Annotated in this window: 21 protein-coding genes and 2 tRNA genes; 7 read left to right on the top strand and 16 right to left on the bottom strand. The window is 63.9% G+C overall.

Annotation, left to right across the window (positions count from 1 at the left end; all coding sequences use genetic code 11):
* Positions 1-384: 384 nt before the first annotated feature.
* The 4 genes from MEMAR_RS08355 to MEMAR_RS08340 all read right to left on the bottom strand — a co-directional run bounded on the left by MEMAR_RS08355 (position 385) and on the right by MEMAR_RS08340 (position 2,259).
* Positions 385-777 carry a type II toxin-antitoxin system VapC family toxin gene (locus MEMAR_RS08355; protein ID WP_011844540.1) on the bottom strand — a complete coding sequence of 131 codons (393 nt, stop codon included), beginning with the start codon at positions 775-777 and terminating at the stop codon, positions 385-387.
* Positions 764-916 (bottom strand): hypothetical protein, encoded by a 153-nt coding sequence (locus tag MEMAR_RS13155; RefSeq protein WP_011844539.1) that lies wholly within the window; start codon positions 914-916, stop codon positions 764-766. Before MEMAR_RS13155 ends, MEMAR_RS08355 begins: the two co-directional genes overlap by 14 nt.
* 1 nt (position 917) lies before the next feature.
* Complete coding sequence (locus MEMAR_RS08345) at positions 918-2,126, bottom strand: Bcr/CflA family efflux MFS transporter (protein ID WP_011844538.1); 1,209 nt, start codon at positions 2,124-2,126, stop codon at positions 918-920.
* A 58-nt stretch (positions 2,127-2,184) separates the two neighbouring features.
* A tRNA-Glu gene (locus MEMAR_RS08340) sits at positions 2,185-2,259 on the bottom strand.
* Between the two features lie 188 nt (positions 2,260-2,447).
* Between MEMAR_RS08340 and MEMAR_RS08335 the strand changes: the two genes are divergently transcribed.
* Positions 2,448-3,563 carry an OBG GTPase family GTP-binding protein gene (locus MEMAR_RS08335; protein WP_011844537.1) on the top strand — a complete coding sequence of 372 codons (1,116 nt, stop codon included), beginning with the start codon at positions 2,448-2,450 and terminating at the stop codon, positions 3,561-3,563.
* Here MEMAR_RS08335 and MEMAR_RS08330 read toward each other — a convergent pair.
* Complete coding sequence (locus MEMAR_RS08330) at positions 3,550-4,665, bottom strand: tRNA (guanine(10)-N(2))-dimethyltransferase (protein WP_011844536.1); 1,116 nt, start codon at positions 4,663-4,665, stop codon at positions 3,550-3,552. The two genes, MEMAR_RS08335 and MEMAR_RS08330, sit on opposite strands and share 14 nt — an antisense overlap.
* A gap of 69 nt (positions 4,666-4,734) precedes the next feature.
* Between MEMAR_RS08330 and MEMAR_RS08325 the strand changes: the two genes are divergently transcribed.
* Both MEMAR_RS08325 and MEMAR_RS08320 read left to right on the top strand, forming a co-directional pair.
* A tRNA-Arg gene (locus tag MEMAR_RS08325) sits at positions 4,735-4,809 on the top strand.
* A gap of 74 nt (positions 4,810-4,883) precedes the next feature.
* Positions 4,884-5,723 carry a geranylgeranylglycerol-phosphate geranylgeranyltransferase gene (locus MEMAR_RS08320; protein WP_011844535.1) on the top strand — a complete coding sequence of 280 codons (840 nt, stop codon included), beginning with the start codon at positions 4,884-4,886 and terminating at the stop codon, positions 5,721-5,723.
* 264 nt (positions 5,724-5,987) lie between these two features.
* On the opposite strand, the gene MEMAR_RS08315 is transcribed toward MEMAR_RS08320, so the two are convergent.
* Positions 5,988-6,257 (bottom strand): hypothetical protein, encoded by a 270-nt coding sequence (locus MEMAR_RS08315; protein WP_143706368.1) that lies wholly within the window; start codon positions 6,255-6,257, stop codon positions 5,988-5,990.
* Positions 6,258-6,672: 415 nt separating this feature from the next.
* Between MEMAR_RS08315 and MEMAR_RS08310 the strand changes: the two genes are divergently transcribed.
* On the top strand, positions 6,673-7,083 hold the full coding sequence (locus MEMAR_RS08310) for a bactofilin family protein (protein ID WP_011844534.1): 411 nt from the start codon (positions 6,673-6,675) through the stop codon (positions 7,081-7,083).
* Here the strand turns inward: MEMAR_RS08310 and MEMAR_RS08305 are convergent.
* Genes MEMAR_RS08305 through MEMAR_RS08290 form a run of 4 tightly spaced genes read right to left on the bottom strand, consistent with a single transcriptional unit; the run spans position 7,048 to position 10,571 of the window.
* A complete protein-coding gene (locus MEMAR_RS08305) occupies positions 7,048-7,752 on the bottom strand; it encodes a DUF116 domain-containing protein (protein WP_011844533.1) in 705 nt (234 codons plus the stop codon). The two genes, MEMAR_RS08310 and MEMAR_RS08305, sit on opposite strands and share 36 nt — an antisense overlap.
* Positions 7,749-8,810: an S-methyl-5-thioribose-1-phosphate isomerase gene (mtnA, locus tag MEMAR_RS08300; RefSeq protein WP_011844532.1), complete on the bottom strand. Its 1,062-nt coding sequence runs from the start codon at positions 8,808-8,810 to the stop codon at positions 7,749-7,751. The genes MEMAR_RS08305 and mtnA overlap by 4 nt, the downstream gene beginning before the upstream one ends.
* A gap of 2 nt (positions 8,811-8,812) precedes the next feature.
* Positions 8,813-10,087, bottom strand: coding sequence for a CoB--CoM heterodisulfide reductase iron-sulfur subunit A family protein (locus MEMAR_RS08295; protein ID WP_011844531.1), 1,275 nt, complete (start codon positions 10,085-10,087; stop codon positions 8,813-8,815).
* Positions 10,080-10,571 carry a gamma carbonic anhydrase family protein gene (locus tag MEMAR_RS08290; protein ID WP_011844530.1) on the bottom strand — a complete coding sequence of 164 codons (492 nt, stop codon included), beginning with the start codon at positions 10,569-10,571 and terminating at the stop codon, positions 10,080-10,082. The genes MEMAR_RS08295 and MEMAR_RS08290 overlap by 8 nt, the downstream gene beginning before the upstream one ends.
* Before the next feature lie 770 nt (positions 10,572-11,341).
* Here MEMAR_RS08290 and MEMAR_RS08285 point away from each other — a divergent pair.
* A complete protein-coding gene (locus tag MEMAR_RS08285; RefSeq protein ID WP_011844529.1) occupies positions 11,342-11,800 on the top strand; it encodes a phosphopantetheine adenylyltransferase in 459 nt (152 codons plus the stop codon).
* Here MEMAR_RS08285 and pyrI read toward each other — a convergent pair.
* Both pyrI and pyrB read right to left on the bottom strand, forming a co-directional pair.
* Positions 11,793-12,260, bottom strand: coding sequence for an aspartate carbamoyltransferase regulatory subunit (gene pyrI / locus MEMAR_RS08280; RefSeq protein ID WP_011844528.1), 468 nt, complete (start codon positions 12,258-12,260; stop codon positions 11,793-11,795). The two genes, MEMAR_RS08285 and pyrI, sit on opposite strands and share 8 nt — an antisense overlap.
* On the bottom strand, positions 12,257-13,153 hold the full coding sequence (gene pyrB, locus MEMAR_RS08275) for an aspartate carbamoyltransferase (RefSeq protein ID WP_011844527.1): 897 nt from the start codon (positions 13,151-13,153) through the stop codon (positions 12,257-12,259). The genes pyrI and pyrB overlap by 4 nt, the downstream gene beginning before the upstream one ends.
* Positions 13,154-13,338: 185 nt before the next feature.
* Here pyrB and MEMAR_RS08270 point away from each other — a divergent pair, with 185 nt between their 5' ends.
* On the top strand, positions 13,339-13,527 hold the full coding sequence (locus MEMAR_RS08270) for a hypothetical protein (RefSeq protein WP_011844526.1): 189 nt from the start codon (positions 13,339-13,341) through the stop codon (positions 13,525-13,527).
* A 2-nt stretch (positions 13,528-13,529) separates the two neighbouring features.
* Here the strand turns inward: MEMAR_RS08270 and MEMAR_RS08265 are convergent, their stop codons facing one another.
* From MEMAR_RS08265 to MEMAR_RS08250, 4 genes are read right to left on the bottom strand one after another with little or no spacing between them, the layout of a single operon-like run.
* Positions 13,530-14,255, bottom strand: coding sequence for a methyltransferase domain-containing protein (locus MEMAR_RS08265; RefSeq protein ID WP_011844525.1), 726 nt, complete (start codon positions 14,253-14,255; stop codon positions 13,530-13,532).
* Positions 14,252-14,593 carry a nascent polypeptide-associated complex protein gene (locus tag MEMAR_RS08260; RefSeq protein ID WP_011844524.1) on the bottom strand — a complete coding sequence of 114 codons (342 nt, stop codon included), beginning with the start codon at positions 14,591-14,593 and terminating at the stop codon, positions 14,252-14,254. Before MEMAR_RS08260 ends, MEMAR_RS08265 begins: the two co-directional genes overlap by 4 nt.
* Positions 14,575-15,075, bottom strand: a complete 501-nt coding sequence (locus MEMAR_RS08255) for a PUA domain-containing protein (protein WP_011844523.1) — start codon at positions 15,073-15,075, stop codon at positions 14,575-14,577. The genes MEMAR_RS08260 and MEMAR_RS08255 overlap by 19 nt, the downstream gene beginning before the upstream one ends.
* Complete coding sequence (locus MEMAR_RS08250; RefSeq protein WP_011844522.1) at positions 15,017-16,414, bottom strand: DHHA1 domain-containing protein; 1,398 nt, start codon at positions 16,412-16,414, stop codon at positions 15,017-15,019. The genes MEMAR_RS08255 and MEMAR_RS08250 overlap by 59 nt, the downstream gene beginning before the upstream one ends.
* A gap of 811 nt (positions 16,415-17,225) precedes the next feature.
* Between MEMAR_RS08250 and MEMAR_RS08245 the strand changes: the two genes are divergently transcribed.
* Positions 17,226-18,629: a bifunctional ADP-dependent NAD(P)H-hydrate dehydratase/NAD(P)H-hydrate epimerase gene (locus MEMAR_RS08245; protein WP_011844521.1), complete on the top strand. Its 1,404-nt coding sequence runs from the start codon at positions 17,226-17,228 to the stop codon at positions 18,627-18,629.
* Positions 18,630-18,639 lie beyond the last annotated feature (10 nt).

The following is an 18,639-nucleotide window of genomic DNA, read 5'->3' as shown; positions in this document are numbered from 1 at the left end:
TATCATATCTGTTTTATAGGTTTTGTAATGATTCTACATGACAAATGGGATTGGGGGTTCTGTCCGCCTTCAGGATACCGCTGTTACGCTCCTGGAATGCCTGGATTGGAGGGAGATTCTTCCCGGATCTCCAGCAGGTTCCGGCGGGGGCGTACCTGTCCGAGTAACATTTAACGCAGGGTGTGGATGACCGGAATGGGCCGGGACACCTGTTCCTTCATCAGGTCTCTTGTTCGGGACAGGTTCCGTCGGTTGTGATAGAGCGGATCGAAGCGTTGATCCATAGGGCACCCATCCGGTGCTCAAGACCGGGATTCGGAGGTGTGGAAGGGCTGCCCGGGAGGCGCCTGGGGCGGTGAAGGGGAGATAATGCCCGGCCCGACTCTAATACGTCCTGACCTTCAGCCCCGGAACGCGGGTGAAGTGATCGTCCCGGGTGACGATCTCGCCGTCGCCCGCGAGCGTGATTGCATCGATCACCTCGTCGAAATCCCCGATTCGGCTGCCTCTTCCCTGAAGTTCGGCAGCGAGTGCACCGAGGATCCGGTAGGTCTCGTCGGTGATCGGGAGTTCGATCAGCGCCTTCATGATCGCTTCGACTCCCCGGAGGTTCTCCTGCACCGATGCCGAGAGGAACGCGCCGCGGTAGAGTTCGAGGGCGTTGATTGCCGTGGTTGCAAGCGGCAGCCCTTCCCGCTCCATCGCCGCGAGTGTTCTCATCGCCTCCGGGTCGTGCCGGATCAGGTCGACGAGCAGGGAGGTGTCAAGCGTCGGCATCGAAGTCGACCTTTCGCATCGAAGACCTTCTCATCTCACGCGAGGCTTCCGCGACCGAGGCGGCCAGCGCGGGGTTCGGCCCGAATTCTTTGAGGATCTCAGAGAGTTTCTTCTTCGGTGGGGTGTACTTCAGGATCATTTCAGAACCTCACCAGCCCCCGCTTCCCGATCGCCGCCCACCCTAAAAGACACGCAACCCCGGCCGCCACGTTGATCGCTCCGAGGCCGAAGACCAGGCTGTTCCCGAAGAGGAAGACGAGAACCATCCCGGCGCTGCCGAAGACGAGGCCCGCGCAGTTGATCAGGGCGGATGCGGAGCCGGTATCCTCCTTCTGCTGGTCGAGCATCAGGAACGCACCTCCGGGCCGCACGGCGCTCCCCATCAGCGAGGCCGGGAAGAGGGCAAGGGCAAAGGCCAGGGGGCCAAGACCCCCGAAGAGGCAGACGAGCAGGCCTGCACCGATCATGACGACGAACCCCGACGCGACGATCGAGCGGCGGCTCGCGTGCCGGGAGAGCCAGAGGTAGAGGAACGGCCCCGCTATCAGGCCGACGGCGTTGAGGGCGAAGTAGAAGCTGTACCACTGCTCCGAGAGGCCGAACGCGTCCTGGTAGATATACGACGAGGCGGAGACGAACGCGAGCGATGCGGTGCTCACGAGCGAGAATACGACGAGGAGCGAGGTGAAACCGGGGTTTTTGAGCACGACCCCGAGCCGGCGGACGGACTGCGCCATGGTGCCGTTATACCGCGAGGGTATGGTCTCCCGGAGGAGGAGGCCGCCGGCCATCGAGACGACGCCGATGATGGCGAGCGCCACGAAGAGGCCCCGCCACGATGTGTAGGGAAGCATGAACGCCCCGAGGACCGGAGCGACGGCGGGCGAGATGACGACCATGGACTGGACGAGCGCGAGCACCGACTCCCTCTTTCGCCCGTCGTAGACGTCCTTGACCATTGCCATAGCGACCGCGGAGGCGGCGCTGCCGCCGACGGCCTGGAGGATGCGGAAGGCGATGAGATGCCAGATCTCCCACGATACCGCGCAACCGGCGCTTGCGGCGATGTAGAGGGCCAGTCCGACGAGCAGGACGGGCCGTCGCCCGTACCTGTCGGAGAGCGGCCCCCAGAAGAGCAGCCCGAGGCTGAAGAAGAGAAAGAAGAGGATCAGGGTCAGGTTGGTGAGGGTGGCGGAGACGCCGAAGTAGTCTCCCATGCCGGGCAAGGCGGGGAGGTAGAGATCGGTCGAGAGCGGGACGAAGGCGGAGAGGAGAGCAATCAGGACGATGAGACCGCGGTCCCCGAGGTATTGCTGGGTCGGCCGGTCACTGGCGGGGGAGTGGTGCATGGAATCGTCTCTATCTCGGGTAGTGGTGCAGAAGTGGGCGTTTGCCCTTAGAACAGTATGCTGCTATGGGGATTCGAACCCCAGTCGCAGGAGTGAGAGTCCTGCATGATTGGCCGGTCTACACTATAGCAGCGCATTGCACCAACGTGCTCTAAATTATTGACCTTTATCATATTTAAACATGTCTTGCGCTCCGCCTTCTCCGGTCATGCCGGCGGCCGGACAATCTAAACCCTGTACGGGCCGGAATTTTCCCAACGCTTCGTGATTTTCATCACAGACACCCATAAGTAGCTTCCCAGCATACGTGTATCGGCAGCAATGAGCAGTGTCGAAGAGCAGATACGGGAAATAGAGGACGAACTCAAGAATACCCCGTACAACAAGGCGACCTCCAAGCATATCGGCCGCCTCAAGGCGAAACTCGCGAAGATCCGTGACGATGCAGTAGCCCGGGCCATGGCCTCCGCCGGAGGGGGCGAGGGCTACTCCGTGAAGAAGTCGGGGGACGCTACCGTTGTCCTGGTCGGCTTCCCGTCCGTCGGAAAGAGTACGCTGCTCAACAGGCTTACCGGTGATGATATCAGCGCGACGGCGGCCTATGCCTTCACGACTGTCTCCGTCATCCCGGGCTCGATGGAGCACCGGGGCGCGAAGATCCAGGTCCTGGATATCCCCGGCCTGATCGCCGGCGCCGCCATGGGCAAGGGCCGCGGGAAAGAGGTCATCGCCGTCGTCCGGAGCGCCGACCTGATCCTTGTTCTGGTCGACGTCTTCAACGAGAAGCATACGGACGTCCTTCTCCGCGAGCTCCACGACGCCGGTATCCGGATCAACCGCCCTAAACCCGATATCACCATCAAGAAGGCCGGGAACGGCGGTATCCGGCTGAACACCGTCGGCGCCGTCGACCTTGATGTCGAGGAGATCCGCTCGATCCTCGCGGAGAACAAGATCGTCAACGCCGATGTCCTGATACGGAACGAAGTCAGCCAGGACGACTTCATTGACGCGATGATCGGGAACCGGGTCTACGTCCCGGCCTTCATCGCGGTCAACAAGGTCGATCTCGTGGACGAAAAGACCCGGGCGGGTATCGAGGAAGAACTGACCGAACGGTTCGGCGAGCCCCCCATCATGGTCTCGGCGCACAGCGGCTACCGCATCGAAGACTTAAAAGACGCCATCTTCGATAACCTGGGGTTCATGCGGGTCTACTTAAAGCCGGTCGGCGGCCCCGCGGATATGGACGAGCCGCTGATCATCCGGAGCCCGGCAACGGTCGAGGACGTCTGCAATCGCCTTCACCGGGACTTTGCGGACAAGTTCCGCTACGCGAAGGTCTGGGGCGAATCGGCCAAACACGACGCGCAGCGTGTCGGCCTCACCCACAAACTCGCGGACGGGGACGTCCTCACCGTCGTCACCCGCCGCTGACCACTTTTTCGAGGACCGGGAGCGGCGCATCGGTCTTGAGGGCGGTGCCGGAGTAGTGCGCGCGACTCGCCCGGTAGCCGAGGGCTACAAGCCGCTCGATGACCGTCTCGATCCTGCCGGGAGAAACCCGCAGGCGTTTTGCAATGACGTGGTAGTCGTAGTGGCTCGACGTATCGAGTTCCTGCCGGCAGGTCGCGAGCAGCCGGCCGATCCGCGCTCCGGTTCCGGCCGTGACCGACGGCAGGGCTTCCTGCATCGCGGCAAGCGTCGCATCGTCGTTGATCCCCCCCGTCCAGAGCGGGCCGACCGGCACGAGGGCCGCGCTGCAGAGCGGGCACTCTTCCGGTTCGGGGAGCATTCCGGTCTGTTCCGAGCGGTAGAGGCAGTTTGGACACTGCATCACGTAGCCGATCCGCGCAAGCGCCCGGTCGGCCGCCGCCGCCCCGTAGCGGAGCCGGAGATGCAGGCGGTGGAAGTGCTCGTGCGCGTAGCAGAAGAGCGGTTCCACCCCGCGGTCGTACTTGATCACCTCGCGCACCACGAATCCCATCAGCGTCCGGAGGCCGACCTCGGCGTGGTACTCGGTGTTCCGGGGCCGGGAGAAGTAGCGGCGCATGCCTGCCTTCAGGTGCGCCCCGCAGAGCGGCGCGGTGTCGGTGGCGGTGACGAAGAGGTAATTCCCGGCGCTCCGTGCCGCGGAGTCGACGAACGGCGCCGGCGTCCCGAATGGATCGAGGTCGACGGCATCGAACGTTCTCCCGCTCATCAGCACGTTCGCATCCCCGTGGGTCACCTCGGCGACGAGACCCAGCGCCTCCACGTTCTGCCGGGCAAGATCGACCGCTTTCGCGTTCCAGTCGTTGATCGTCACCGGTATCCCGACCTCGTGCGCCACCCTTAGCCCCCGCACGCCGGATGCGCCCATCGCGTCGAGGTAACTCTCCGGGCGCAGAACGGAGAGCAGGAGGACGGTGGCGTCCCGGTTCATCTCCATGCGCGAGTTGTAAAAGACCTGGCCGCTTCCCGGCGGGAACTGGAGGTGAGGATCCTGTCTGGATACGAAAAACCTGGTTCTCCCTTCGGTAACCTCGACAACGTCCATGCTTCCCGAAAAGGTGGATGCTCGATACCCTTATACCTTCTCATGAGCAATACTTTTACTCCGAAGTATGGGCTTGTGGCCTAGCCCGGACATGGCGTCAGCCTCCTAAGCTGAATGCCGGGGGTTCAAATCCCCCCAAGCCCGCTGTTTCTCTCAATTCTGCTCCGGACGAATCCTCTGGTTATTTATCCTCCCCCCGAGAACCTAACTCTTCGAGAATGAGTGTCTCCGCATTCATCCGGATTACCCGTCCGCACAACGCCGTCGTTGCCGGCCTTACCGCGCTCATCGGCTATCTCATCGCCACCGGGACGCTCACGCCGCCGTCGCTCCTGCTCGCCGTGATCGTCGCGCTCATCACCGCCGGCGGGAACGTCATCAACGATGTCCGCGACGTTGAGATCGACCGGATCAACCGCCCCGACCGTCCCATACCGGCAGGAGATATCAGCCTTGCCGGTGCAAGGGCGTATGCAGCGGCGCTCTTTGTCGGGGGCATCGCGATTGCCACCCTGACGACGACCCTCTGCCTTGCGATCGCCATCATAAATTCAGTCATCCTCATCGTATACGCTGTCCGGCTGAAGCGCACCCCCGTCCTCGGCAACGTGGCTGTCGCCTACCTGGCGGGGAGCGTCTTCCTCTTCGGCGGAGCGTTTGCGGGCATCGAGGGGCTCGTCCGGAACCTCTCGCTCGCGGCGATCACGTTCCTCGCGACCATCGCACGGGAACTTCTAAAGGATGCGGAAGACGTCGACGGGGATGCGGCGGGAGGCGCACGCACCCTTCCCATGATCGTCGGCGTCCGGAAGACGGGAATATTCGCGTTCGCCTGCGCCTGCGGCGCCGTTGCGGCAAGCCTTCTCCCCTTCGGCGACTGGTGGGGCCTCTTTTATCTCGCTGGCATCGCGGTCGTGGATCTCGTCATCCTCTTCGGGGCCTTCCGGGGTCTTTCATGCACGACGCCGGGCTGCGTCCGGGAGTCAAATGCGACGTCGATCCTGCGAGCAGGTATGTTCGCCGCGCTTGCGGTCTTTGCGATTGCCGCGGTGATATGATCGGGGGAACTTCAGTATTTCAATATTTTCATCCGGCTGGATTGGGGACTATTGATATCCGGGATGGATAGAAACAGGGGAGGGGGGATGGTGCCCCCCACCTGACGGTGGTCGAGCTCCGTTCCTTCGCACCTGCGGTGCTCACGCTCCGGTTCTTACGAACCATCGCGCTTCGGAACGTCGCAAATCGCACCTGCGGTGCTCACGCTCCGGTTCTTACGAACCATCGCGCTTCGGAACGTCGCAAATCGCACCTAACGGTGCTCACGCTCGCTTCGCTCGCACCTCAAAGCCTAACGGCTTCTCGTGCTCCGTTCCTGTCGGAACATCGCACTCCGCGTCGGCCTCTCGAAGAACTTCGTTCTTCTCATGCTCCTGCTCGAAGACGCTTCCGCGTCTTCTTAAGCTCCGGACGTTGTCCGTCGCACCCTTCGACCAGTCGCACTCCCCAATGGCGATGTCCATCACGGTCCACTGCACGGGGAGAACCTGGGGAAGAACCGTACACGGCTTTCTGTGGATATCCTCACGCACTGCCCCCGCCCCTTGGGGCGGGGGAGGAGGCCGAAGGCCGGGCGGGGTGGGGGCTATCGATAGAGCCTTACGCGATAGAGACAGGGGAGGGGGATGCTCCCCCTCCCCACCTGACGGTGGTCGAGCTCCGTTCCTGTCGGAACATCGCACTCCCTGTCGGCCCCTCCCCCAATGGCGATGTCCATCACGGTCCACTGGATGGGAAGGCACTGGAAAAGGGTGGAGTCCCGGCCCGCTCCCCCGGGACGGCTTTCCCCTGGCTATCGCCACGCATTGCCTCCGGCCCTGGCCGGCGGGGTGAGTAGTGTCCGGCGGATAGGAACCGGCAAAAAAAATATCCTCCCTTCCAATGTCCAGAATTGTGCACTGATAATTTTATCTGGTTACGGGCCGAGCTGTTATTCAGGAGATCTTCATGAAAGTTTACCGGCACGGGGACACGTATATAGCACCGAAAGGTTCCTTTTTTGACGGAAACGTGAAGATAGATGGGAATTTCATCACCCCTCCCGAGACGCACATCTGGGGCAACATGGTCGTTGCCGGCCGCCTCGAACTCGGACCCGGCTCGACGGTCGGCGGGTTCGTCGAGGCCGAGAGCATCGTCGTCGGCCATGACGCCAAGATAAAAGGGCCAGTCAGGGTTCTGGAGACCGCCACCATCTGCGACAACGCGAGCCTCCATTCGATCAAGGCGGGGGGCAACGTCACCCTCCGACCCGGGGTCGATGTCGGTGCCGTGAACAGCGACGAGACGATCTTCGTCTACGGCAAGGTCACGAGCGAGCGTCTATTCGGCAGGGCCGTGAAAGTCTACGGAACCTGACGGGGGTTTGATGCCGAGCAGGGCGGTATCTCTCACCGCGGTCCAGTCCGCTATCGTCTCCACGCACCCGTCTTTTACGTTCACGACGCCGATAGCGATGATCCCTATCCGATCGGACATATCGATCCCGTCTTTTACTTCCATGAGGCAGCCGACGCCGATGATCGCCCGCGGGTGATACTTCTTGACCATCCGTTTGATGAACGTCGAGCCCGGGACGATGAATACCCGGTACCCGAGTTTCTCAAGCCACTCCGCGTTCTCCCCGACCGAACAACGGCCGCAGTTGCGGCATTTGAGGCCTTCCGGCGTCAGGTGCGCCGGACATTGCGCCGACCGCAGGCATTGGGGCAGGAAGACCGCCCGCTGCTCGATGGGTGTCTCGGAGAAGGCCTTCGTGTTCATGGTGTTCCGGAGCGTTATGAAGAACGTGATGAGATCCTTGTCGTCCAGCCCGAGGAGTTTGCAGAACGCCTTCACGAGCCCCTCAAGAAGGACCATGCCGGGTATCAGGATCCTCGGCAGGTAGAACTTGCCCCTGGTGATCGAGGCGGCGGCGATGATCGCGAGGGCTATTGCGGCAAGCACCATCCCGAGGATGAAGAAGAACGTGACCTCCCCGATGAGGGTCATCAACTGGATCCAGATCTCGGAATCGAAGAGACTCATGGTCGGTTCTCCCTATTTTTCCCGAGCAGCCGGAAGGACTCCGTATACGGCGGCCGCAGCACCCCGATCTCGGTGACGATCGCATCGACGAGGCCGAGCGGCGTGGCGTCGAAGGCGTAGTTGAGCACGTTTACGTCGTCGGGCACGAGTTGCACGTCGCCGCAGTATGCGAGCTCGGAGCGGTCCCGCTCCTCAACGGTGACATCCGCTTCCCTGCGGGAGAGGTCGAACGTGGAGGCCGGCGCCGCGACGTAGAACGGGATCCGGTGGTGATGAGCGGTAACGGCGTGCATATACGTCCCGATCTTGTTGAAGACCGCGTCCTGCGTGATCCTGTCGGCGCCGACGACGACGAGGTCGATCTTGCCCTTTCGCATCAGGTACGCCGCCGACGAGTCGGGGATGAGGGTCACGTCGACCCCGTCCCGGGCAAGTTCCCAGCAGGTGAGCCTTGAGCCCTGGTTGAGCGGTCGGGTCTCGCAGGCGATCACCCGCACGTCTTTTCCGGCGGCAATCGCCGACCGGATCGTCCCGAGCGCCGTCCCCCAGCAGCGGCAGGCGAGCGCTCCCGCGTTGCAGTGCGTGAGCACCGTGCATTTCTCCGGGAAGAGTTCTTCGCCGAACCCGCCGAGCCTCCGGCAGGTCAGTTCGTCCTCCTCTGCGATGGCGTTCGCCTCGGCGACCGCTATGGACTTCGCCTCCGCGACCGATGCGGTCAGCGCCATCTTCCGCTGCACGCGGTCGATCCCCCATGCGAGGTTGACCGCGGTCGGGCGGGTGCCCTTGAGGAGGTCCCCCGCCCGGCCGACCTCGTCGAGGAACCGCTCGAGATCTGTCTCTCTGCTCCGGACGGCGGCGAGCGCCACGCCCATCGCGCCGGCAATCCCGAGCGCCGGGGCTCCCCGGATCTCGAGCCTCCGGATCGCCCGGGCGAGGTCGTCGACGGTCGCACACCGCATCTGCTCGTACCGGCCGGGAAGCAGGGTCTGGTCGATGTAGAGGATGCACTCGTTCTCTGTATCCCACACGATGGTGTAGGGCTCTTCCCCTTCCGGCATGCTCATCCCACCCTGATCGTGTCAAGATACGCCCGCATCGCCGCCGCGCCGCCCATGGCAACCGAATCGGGGATGTCCCTCGGCGCGGTGGCGGTTCCCGCCACGTAAATCCCGGGCTTCACCGTGAGCACGGGGCCGACTTTCTGGTCGGCGACCCCGAAGAACCCGGACTCGTCCCGCGGGATGCCGAGCATCCGGGCCACCTCATCCGCTTCTGTGGCAGGTTCGAGCCCGACGGAGAGCACGACCAGGTCCGGGTGGAACGTCTCCACCTCGCCGGTCTCGGTGTTCTCCGCGACCATCGTCAGGTGATCGTTCTCCTCGAGCACCTCGCCGGGGAACCCGCGGACGAATCTGACCCCGAGGCTCCTCGCCCGCTCGTAATATTCCTCGTAACCCTTGCCGTATGCGCGGATATCGTTGTAGAAGACGGTGACCTCGACGTCGGGGTTCTTCTCCCTGATGAGCATGGCGTTCTTCATCGCATACATACAGCAGACCCCGGAGCAGTAGGGCCGGCCGACGGAGATGTCGCGGGAGCCGACGCACTGGACGAACGCCACGCTCCGGGGCGGCTTGCCGTTTGAGAGCCTCTTGAGTTTGCCCCCCGTCGGGCCGCTTGCGTTGATCATCCGCTCGAACTCCAGGCTCGTGATGACGTCGGGGATAATGAGGTAGCGGAATTGCGTCTTGTTTCTGGCATCGAACGTCGCATAACCGGTCGCGACGACGATGCTTGCCGCCTCTATCTCAAGCAGACGCTCTTCGTCCTCGCGGAGGATTGCCTCTTTTCCGCAGACGTCGTAGCAGAGTCCGCACTCGATGCAGTGCTCATTATCCTTGACGACGATGTCGGGCACCGCCTGTGCATGGGGCTTGTAGATTGCTTTCCGGACCCCGATGCCGGCGTCGAACCGGTTGTAGACTTCCACCGGACAGATCGCGATGCAGTCCCCGCAGCCGTTGCATTCGTCCTCGAGGATGTAGCGCGGATGCTTTCTGACCCTGATGAGGAAGTTCCCCACCTCGCCCTCGATCCCCTCGACCTCGGAGCAGGTGTGGATGGTGACATTCGGGTGCCGGGCCACCTCGACCATCTTCGGGGAGAGGATGCACATCGAGCAGTCGTTGGTGGGGAACGTCTTGTCGAGCTGGGCCATATGCCCCCCGATGGTCGGTTCGCGCTCGATGAGGTGGACGTGGATGTCGTGGTCGGCGAGGTCGAGCGCCGCCTGGATGCCCGCGACCCCGGCGCCGATGACGGCGACCTCAGTCATGGCGGTACCTCCCTGCGAGTTTGACGTATTCACGCGCGTTGTGGAGGATGCTCTCCTGCTGCTCGGGCGTCGTCTCCCTGACCACTTTGCCGGGCACGCCGAGGACGAGCGAGTTTTGCGGGATCTCCTTTCCCTCCGTCACCACCGCGCCGGCGCCGATGATGGAACCCTCGCCCACCACCGCGCAGTTCAGGACGACGGCGCCCATCCCGACGAGCACCCGGTCGCGAATGGTGCAGCCGTGCAGGATGGCGCCGTGGCCGACCGAGACCTCCGCACCGATGGTGACCGGAAACCCGGGCGTGGTGTGGACGACGGCGTTGTCCTGAATATTCGAGCCCGCTCCGACCGTGATCGTATCCCGATCCCCCCGGACCACGGCGCCGAACCAGACGCTCACGTCGTCGCCGAGGCTCACGTCTCCGATGACTGTTGCGTTCTCTGCGATAAAGACGCGGTTCCCCACAACCGTTCCGCTCTCCATAGTGAGTCTACTATTGGTTGCGGCGATACAAAATGTTCTCCATCGATGTGGGGGAGGGGCGGGTGGGTTTGGTGAGGGACGGGAGGCGAGGAGGCAGACCGGGAGATTGATTGTCGGGACCCGGCATGGGGGTGCTCACGTTCCTGTATTTTGGACAGTCGCTCACAACCATCCACGGATTTCGAGGGGATATCGCGACTGGGGGAACGACGCTCCGGAGAACGACTGTCCGCAGGATGCGAGGGCCCGCAGGGTGCGACGTTCCGACGGAACGGAGCAGGAGCACCGAAGGTGCAGGGCCGGAGCTTGAGAAACCCGAAGGGTTTCGGACAGGAGTTCGAGAAGACCGAAGGTCTTTGAGGAGCGGAGTTCGAGCACCGAAGGTGCGAGGTGGGGCTGACGGGGAGTGCGATGTTCCGATACGCGACGGTTCGTTAGAACCGGAGCGTGAGCACCGTAAGGTGCGAAGGAACGGAGCTCGACCACCGTCAGGTGGGGAGGGGGGAGCATCCCCCCCTCGAAACTCTTCGAGTTTCTCATGCTCGCTGCGCTCGCACTCCCCTTTGTCCCCTCCCCCCTATGGTGATACTCCCACGGAAACCGTGCTATGTGTAACCACAAGGAATTAGCAGATTTGAAGGGCAGGAACACGAGCACCGGAGATGCCAGGTGCCTAGTCCTGCGGTTCCTCGTCCGCCTACCTGAAACCCCTCACCCTCCTCCACCACCCGATCACTACCCATAAAACCCCTCGCGGCAAACGCCTCTGGATGAAAGTGATGGTCGGGGGGACGTTCGATCCCCTGCATGCCGGGCACCGGAAACTCCTCGCCCGTTCCTTCGAACTCGCCGGGCCCGACGGAGAGGTGACCATCGGGTTGACGACCGACGAGTTTGCCGGTGCAAAGGTGCATCCCGTCCACAACTTTGAGAAACGGCTTGAGAACATCACGTCGTTCATCCGCGAACACGGCTACACCGCAGCGTGGAAGGTCGAACCGCTCGTCGACCGCTACGGCAGCGCCCTCGACGCCGACTTCGATATCCTCGTCGTCTCCGAGGAGACCTTCCCGGTCGCCGTGGAGATTAACGAACGCCGGCGCGAGCGCGGGAAAAGAAAAGTGGATCTTCACGAGATCTCGTGCGTCCTCGCCGAGGACGGCCGGCGGATCTCGAGCACCCGGATCTGCCGGGGGGAGATCGACCGGCACGGCCGCCTGATCAGATGATGTGGTTCGCGATATCGTCCTTGATCAGCCAGTCGCAATAGAGGCAATGCAGCCCTTTATCGAGCACTTCGAACGTGCTCGCGACAGGCTCGTCCGTGTTCGTGATGCAGCCGGGGTTCGGGCACCGGACCACGCCCCTGATGACCTCCGGGATCTCCACGCCCTTCTTCTCCACGACCTTGTAGTTCCTGATGATGTTGATCTTCGCCTGCGGCGCAAGCAGGGCGATCCGGTCGACCTCCTCCGTGCGGAGCTCGCGGTTCTCTATCTTGACGATATCCTTCTTCCCCATCCGTTTGCTCTCGACGTTCGTCGCGATGCTCAGGCATTCCCGGGTCGACCCGGTGATACCGAGGATCCGCAGGACGTTCAGCGCCTCGCCGGCCGTGATATGGTCGATGACGGTTCCGTTCTTGATGGGGCTGACGAGCAGCCCCCGTGACGGGTCTTTCGCGCTCATTTCATCACCTCGTGGAGGAGCGCCATCCTGATGGGCACGCCGTTCCTCGCCTGCTCGAAGTAGCGCGCGTACGGCGTGCGGTCCACCGCGGGGTCGATCTCACCTGCGCGCGGGAGCGGGTGGAGGATCATCAGCCGCTCCTTCACGCCGTCGAGAAGGTCGGTCGTGATCCGGTAACTGGACGCGACGTTGTAGTAGGATGCCGAGTCCGGGAACCGTTCGCGCTGGATTCTCGTCACGTAGAGGACGTCGAGTTCCCGGATCGCCTCCTCGACGTTCGGGTGCTCGACGACCTCCATGCCGCGCTCCCTGAGTTCGAGGGCGATGTTTGCCGGCATCTCGAGCCCCACGGGCGCGATGGTATGCAGCGTGACGCCGTAGAGGGAGAGGGCGAGCGCCAGCGAGTGCGCAGTCCTGCCGTAGCGGAGATCCCCCAAAAGTCCGACGTCGATCCCATCGACCGGCATCGACTGCCTGATGGTGTAGAGGTCGAGCAGCGTCTGGCTCGGGTGCTGCCCCGCGCCGTCGCCGGCGTTGATGACCGGCACCGTGGCGAACTCGCTTGCGAGCCGTGCCGCCCCCTCCTTCGGGTGGCGGAGCACGATGGCGTCCGCGTAGCCGCTCACCACCCGGATGGTGTCCGCGAGCGTCTCTCCCTTGACGATGGAACTCGCCTCCACGGAATCGACGCTGATCGACCGTCCGCCGAGCCGGGCCATGGCCGTCGCAAACGACATCCTTGTCCTGGTGCTGGGCTCGAAGAAGAGAAGCGCCACGAGTTTGTCGTCAAGCATTCCGGGCCGGTACTTGCCGGTATCGAACTCCTGCGCCCGGTCAAGCAGGTAATCGAGATCGCTCCTTTCAAAATCGCGGATCGAGATAATGTGGTACATCGTGCGGCTACCTTCCGGGGCTTTTCATCCGGCGCTGGCGTCCGGATTGTTCCGCCCCTCTTCTCTCCTGAATAGTGGTTCGCCGCGCACCCACTAAATACCTTTTTTTCGGGTGCGTGCCCTACCTTCCATGACAACCTTTGTCACCTTCGCCCGCTTCATACTATTTTCAGGAGAAGAGACGCATGTCCGAAGAGAATGTAGAGTACGCACCTGAAGTCTGCTGCCACTGCGAGGGGATCGGGTGCATGTATTGTAACAAACAAGGCACCGTGATGGTGCCGCAGCCTGCGCAGAAGTGCAGGCACTGCGACGGGGACTGCTGTATCTATTGCGGCTACACCGGGTGGGAACGCCCGCTGAAGGAATACTAACTCTATTTTCGCGCGACCGTGATGTAGCCGCTGTGCGCGACCCTGGTCGACGGACGGGTCCCCCGGGCGGAGCGCGTCAGTTCCCGTTCCATGCACTCGTAGCAGTGGACGTCCCGGAAGAGCGGCGTTGCGGCATCGAGCGCGACGAACGTGTGCTCGAGGAACGGCGTGTAGCAGGAGAGATAGCCGCCGGGCGAGAGGAGCGAGAAGGCGTGCTCCACGTGCGCGGGCGTTATCGTGAGGTCGAGGTGAACGACGTCGAACTCGCCGGTCGCCTCGAGCATATCGGCCGCGACCACCTCGACGTTCTCGAGGCGGGCGTTCCTGATGTTCTTCTCGGCAATCCGGGCGAACTCCGGGCGCACCTCATAGGTCTTCACCTCGCGGGCAATATTCCCGAAGTAGATCGCGGCGACCCCGCTCCCGGTTCCGGCGTCGAGGACGCGGTCCTCGCGGTTCATCCCCGTGTAGGCGATCACCGTTCCGATGTCCTTGGGGAGCATGGGCGCTCCGCTCCGTTTTGCGTGGACGAAGAAGTCGGTCGGCCGGGGGCGCAGCACGGTGAACGGGACGTTGAGGTGGGTCCGGACCTCGTCTCCCGGGTTCATGCCCGCGAGGGCCCCGAGATCGATCATCCCCCGGTCGGTGGAGAACTGCCCCTCGCCCGCCGTCACGAAGTACTCGCGGTCTTCGCCGACGAGGAGAAGACGTTCGCCTGTCTCGATCATTGCTGCGCGAGTTTCAGGATCGCTTCGGCGATGTCGCCGCGGGTCTCGACGAGCGCCGCCCTCGCGGCCTCCTCGGTTGCCCCGGTCTGGGATGCGACGAGAACGACGTCGTCGTCGGGGATCTCCGGGACGGCCTCCTCGAACCGGGCCTCCCCCGTGAGCTGGTAGGTGGTGGCCCCCTGCATGGTGGTCGCGACGACCTGAGCCTCGTCAAAGACGTAGTTTCCCGCGGGCGTGTAGATGACGACCTTCTCGACGCCCTCGAGCTCCTCCATCTCCATGCCCATCTGCTTCATCATCTGCTTCATCTTTTTCGGGTTTATTTTTCCTGGAAACATTCGGATCCTCTCCCCTGCCGTACTTTTACCGCTACACCGTAATTAAATGCCAGCATCTCCCGCCCGGAGAGCAGGGCCGCCCCGGTGGCGAGGAGCACGTCGTCGCCGGTCACCACCAGCACCTCGTCTCCTGCGCGGATGCCCTCGTCGGCAGCGACGACGTGTTTTGCCATCGCGTTCTTCCCGTCTGCGACGAACGGCGCCACGTCCTCCTGCACCGCCACCCGGTAGGCCGGGGGGGCGAGATGGGCGCAAAGTAGCGCCGCTGCGGTTATCCCGAGGGTCAGGCGGCCGTCCTGTGCGCGAACGGTCGCAAGTCTCTCCTTCCCGAGGCGCACCTGGCGGATGCGCCCGGTCGTGGAGAACTGGAAGGTACATTCGTCGGGGAAGATCGCAACCCCGGCCCCGGCACCGAACTGGAAGTCAGCTATCGTTCGGATCCGCCGAAGCGAACTGTCGTTTGAGTATTCGGTTGACACCATCAACAAACTCCTCTTCTGTATCGTGGGGGATGAATGCCCCGGCGGCGATCCGGTGCCCGCCTCCTGCGCCGCCCACCGCCGCCGACGCCTCGACGAGCGCCTCGCAGAGATCGACCCCATGGCCGAGCGCCCACTCGTTCGTCCGCATCGAGACTTTCATCACCTCCGGCTCGTCCACCATCGCGGCGAGCACCATCATGGGCTTCTTCCAGTTCAGTTTGGAGAGCGCCATCCCCGCCCCGATCCCGACGATGGTGTCGGGGAACCGGTCGCCGGTGTGGATGTACTGGAGGTGGGACCGCTCGGTCACCCCGGCATCGAGGATGTACTGGAGCAGGTCGCGGATGACCGTCCGGTGGTGGGCGAGCATGTGCTCGGCGTCGCGGTAGGCCTCCCCGCGCTCCCCGCGGCAGATGCTGCTCCCAACCTTCGGTTTCGCCCACCGGCCGCAGGCGTTCAAGAGGGTGGCATACTCGGAGGCGTTCCGGAGCGGCGTCCGTTCCGACTCGTCGGGGAAGATGTAGGTCTCGGCGAGCAGGCGGTCGGTATCCCTCCCGTGGGCGATGAGCTGCTGGGCGAGGGCGCTGATGATCGTGCGCCGGTCATCGAACGGGAGTTCTTCCCAGACGAGCCACCCGCCCCGCGGGTTCTTCAGTTCGACACCGAGCCTCTCGAGGAACCGGAGTGCTGCGTTCGCGTTGTTCGAGATCCCGTCGATGTAGGGGTCGTCGCAGTAGCCGAGGCAGACGTGGACCGGGCGGGTGGACGTCCCGTAGCAGTTCAGGTCATGGTCCTGCACGACGATGTTGCCGTACTCCACGCCGTCCTGGACGATCTCGCGTGCCGGGCCGACCAGCCCGCAGTTCTCGCGGGCCATCATGTCCCCGACGTTCCCGACGACGGCGAGTTTGGCGAGGTCGATGCCTGTCGGGTCGATTGCCTTCGCGACCAGGTACGCGATCCCGGCGGCGCTCATCCGGGTGATGCCGTGATCGAGGCTGTTCACCTGGGGGTAGGCCGTGCCGCAGGGCTGGCCGACGTGGTGATCCAGGATCAGGACTTCGTCCGCGGAAAGGCCGTGTTCCTCGAGAAGGTTCTGCTGCCCGGCGCCGAGGTCGGCGAAGAGTTTCAGGGACCCGTCCTTTGGGACATGGCGCATCGCCATCGGCTCGAGCTGGCGGACGAAGACGGATTCGACCGGCATGCTCTCGCGGGTGAGCGCCTGCGCGAGGATCGCCTCCGTGCTGATGCCGTCGGCGTCGATGTGGGAGACGATCGTCACCGAGTCCGCATCGCAGATTAGATCCGCCGCTCTCCGCACATCGTTCTCGAGGCTCATCTCCATAGTAGTGGGTGGTGAAGGGTCAATAATGCATGGGAGTGTGAGGGGTTGACGATGTTCGAGAGGTGGATGCAGGCAGGATCCCATGAGGGAGGGGCTCAAGCCCGTTTGATCGTGCAAACCTGTGCACGGATTCCCACCGGCAACGCCCGGGAACTGCCCCCGCCCAGCAGGAAGGGGGAGGAGGCCGGAGGCCTTCGAGTGGGGGCACAGGTACAGTCTTGCGGGTAGAGACAGGGGAGGGGGTCTTGCCCCCTCCCCGTCAGCCCCACCCCCAACGGCGATACCCCCACGGTCCACCGTCCGAGAAGATGTTAGAGGAAGTGCGGCGTCCCGGCCCGCTCCGGGGTTACGGATTTCGTGGGAGTATCGCCACGCACTGCCCGCCCCCTTGGGGGCGGGAGGAGCGCGAAGCGCGGGCGGTGGGGGTCACAAGTAGAGTTTTATGAGATAAAGACAGGGGAGGGGGGATGCTCCCCCTCGAGGACATTCGGTCTTCTCATGCTCACTCCGTTCGCACCTCGCACCTGACGGTGGTCGAGCGCCGGTTCTTCGCACCTTCGGTGCTCACGCTCCAGTTCTAGTGAACTGTCGCTCCTGCGGACGGTCGTTCCCCCAATGGCGATATCCGGTGGGAATCCGTGTATGGGCACGTGCAACCGAGAATGAGCGTAAGCACCAGTGGGTGTCGCCTGTCGACGCCGCTTTAAACCAACAGCCTCCCCGGCGCATCCCCGGTCAGAAACTAAAACTATCTAAGAAAGAAACGCCAAGCACCGATCAGACAACGCTCCTGGAGGTACAGAACATGGCGACAAACGATATGCGGGAATTTCTGGAGACCGGCACGATCGACGCCGGCCGGATGAGAGCGGTCGAAGGGAACGCCGTCGCGCTCGGCCAGCCGTCGCTTTTGATGATGGAGAGCGCCGGCCGGGCGGTCGCGGATGCCGTCCTCGCCCGCGGTCCCTCCCGCGTCCTCGTACTCTGCGGGAGGGGGAACAACGGCGGCGACGGGATGGTGGCGGCCCGCTACCTCCAGCACCTTGATTCGGTCGACGTCGTCTACCCCGACTACGGCTCGACGACTCCCTCTGCCGCCGCCCAGCTCGCTCTCCTCCGGCACTGCTCCGTATCTCTTCACCCCGTCCGGTGCGCCGCAGATGTCGAGGGGCTCTCCCGCCTCTTTGACGACGCCGATGTCATCATTGACGCCATGCTCGGCACCGGGGCGTCGGGTGCGGTGCGGGAGCCGCTCGCGTCCCTCGTTGCCCGGGCGAACGCGAGCGGCTCGCCCGTCATCGCCGTCGACGTCCCCACTCCCGGCATCCGTGCGAGCCGGATTCTCTCGTTCCACCGGCCGAAGGTGGAAGGCGCGGACGTCGCGGATATCGGCATCCCGCTCGAGGCGGAGATATTCACCGGCCCCGGAGACCTCACGCTCGTCCCGGCCCGGGCAGAGGGGGCTCACAAAGGCGCCGGCGGCGAGGTGCTCGTCGTCGGGGGCGGGCCCTACCAGGGGGCGCCCTACATCGCGGCGATGGGGGCGCTCCGCGCCGGGGCCGACATCGTGCGGGTCGCCTCACCCGCCTACGTCCCCATGCCCGACCTGATCTACGAGCGGCTGGAAGGGAAGGCGATCACCGGCGACCACCTGGAAACGATCCTCTCCCTCGTCGACCGGGCGGACGTGGTCGTCTGCGGGATGGGCCTTGGGAAGGAGAGCCACGACGTCGTGCTCGCCGTCGCCGAGGCGGCGAAGCGGGCGGTATTCGATGCCGACGCGCTCGCCCTGCCCCTGCCGGCGGCGAGGGAGACGATCTACACCCCGCACGCGGGCGAGTTCGCCCGGATAACCGGGACGGAGCCCCCGGCGGACCTTGCGGCGCGCGGCCGGTGCGCGAAGGCCGCCGCGACGGCGGGGACCATCCTGCTCAAGGGCCCGGTCGATGTCGTATCCGACGGGTCGCGGGTCAGGTTCAACCGGACCGGAACTCCCGCCATGACCACCGGCGGGACGGGCGACCTCCTAGCCGGCATCGCAGGCGCGCTCTTCTGCCGGATTCCCGCGTTCGAGGCCGCCTGCATCGCCGCGTACGTCAACGGCAGGGCCGGCATGCTCGCCGCAGGGGAGCACGGGGAAGGCATGCTCGCGACCGATATGCCCGGCTACATCCCGGAAATTCTCTTCCGGCACCCCGCACCCGAATGAACTGCCGATA

The sequence above is a fragment of the Methanoculleus marisnigri JR1 genome, from assembly GCF_000015825.1.
GTDB lineage: Archaea > Halobacteriota > Methanomicrobia > Methanomicrobiales > Methanoculleaceae > Methanoculleus > Methanoculleus marisnigri.
Note: the sequence above shows the minus strand (reverse complement) of the source record. Positions and strands in the feature narration are given on the sequence as shown.

Coding starts and splice junctions, on each gene's coding strand:
- MEMAR_RS08355 (WP_011844540.1), bottom strand. CDS start 777: ATGCCGACGCTTGACACCTCCCTGCTCGTCGACCTGATCCGGCACGAC.
- MEMAR_RS13155 (WP_011844539.1), bottom strand. CDS start 916: ATGATCCTGAAGTACACCCCACCGAAGAAGAAACTCTCTGAGATCCTC.
- MEMAR_RS08345 (WP_011844538.1), bottom strand. CDS start 2,126: ATGCACCACTCCCCCGCCAGTGACCGGCCGACCCAGCAATACCTCGGG.
- MEMAR_RS08335 (WP_011844537.1), top strand. CDS start 2,448: ATGAGCAGTGTCGAAGAGCAGATACGGGAAATAGAGGACGAACTCAAG.
- MEMAR_RS08330 (WP_011844536.1), bottom strand. CDS start 4,665: ATGGACGTTGTCGAGGTTACCGAAGGGAGAACCAGGTTTTTCGTATCC.
- MEMAR_RS08320 (WP_011844535.1), top strand. CDS start 4,884: ATGAGTGTCTCCGCATTCATCCGGATTACCCGTCCGCACAACGCCGTC.
- MEMAR_RS08310 (WP_011844534.1), top strand. CDS start 6,673: ATGAAAGTTTACCGGCACGGGGACACGTATATAGCACCGAAAGGTTCC.
- MEMAR_RS08305 (WP_011844533.1), bottom strand. CDS start 7,752: ATGAGTCTCTTCGATTCCGAGATCTGGATCCAGTTGATGACCCTCATC.
- mtnA (WP_011844532.1), bottom strand. CDS start 8,810: ATGCCGGAAGGGGAAGAGCCCTACACCATCGTGTGGGATACAGAGAAC.
- MEMAR_RS08295 (WP_011844531.1), bottom strand. CDS start 10,087: ATGACTGAGGTCGCCGTCATCGGCGCCGGGGTCGCGGGCATCCAGGCG.
- MEMAR_RS08290 (WP_011844530.1), bottom strand. CDS start 10,571: ATGGAGAGCGGAACGGTTGTGGGGAACCGCGTCTTTATCGCAGAGAAC.
- MEMAR_RS08285 (WP_011844529.1), top strand. CDS start 11,342: ATGAAAGTGATGGTCGGGGGGACGTTCGATCCCCTGCATGCCGGGCAC.
- pyrI (WP_011844528.1), bottom strand. CDS start 12,260: ATGAGCGCGAAAGACCCGTCACGGGGGCTGCTCGTCAGCCCCATCAAG.
- pyrB (WP_011844527.1), bottom strand. CDS start 13,153: ATGTACCACATTATCTCGATCCGCGATTTTGAAAGGAGCGATCTCGAT.
- MEMAR_RS08270 (WP_011844526.1), top strand. CDS start 13,339: ATGTCCGAAGAGAATGTAGAGTACGCACCTGAAGTCTGCTGCCACTGC.
- MEMAR_RS08265 (WP_011844525.1), bottom strand. CDS start 14,255: ATGATCGAGACAGGCGAACGTCTTCTCCTCGTCGGCGAAGACCGCGAG.
- MEMAR_RS08260 (WP_011844524.1), bottom strand. CDS start 14,593: ATGTTTCCAGGAAAAATAAACCCGAAAAAGATGAAGCAGATGATGAAG.
- MEMAR_RS08255 (WP_011844523.1), bottom strand. CDS start 15,075: ATGGTGTCAACCGAATACTCAAACGACAGTTCGCTTCGGCGGATCCGA.
- MEMAR_RS08250 (WP_011844522.1), bottom strand. CDS start 16,414: ATGAGCCTCGAGAACGATGTGCGGAGAGCGGCGGATCTAATCTGCGAT.
- MEMAR_RS08245 (WP_011844521.1), top strand. CDS start 17,226: ATGGCGACAAACGATATGCGGGAATTTCTGGAGACCGGCACGATCGAC.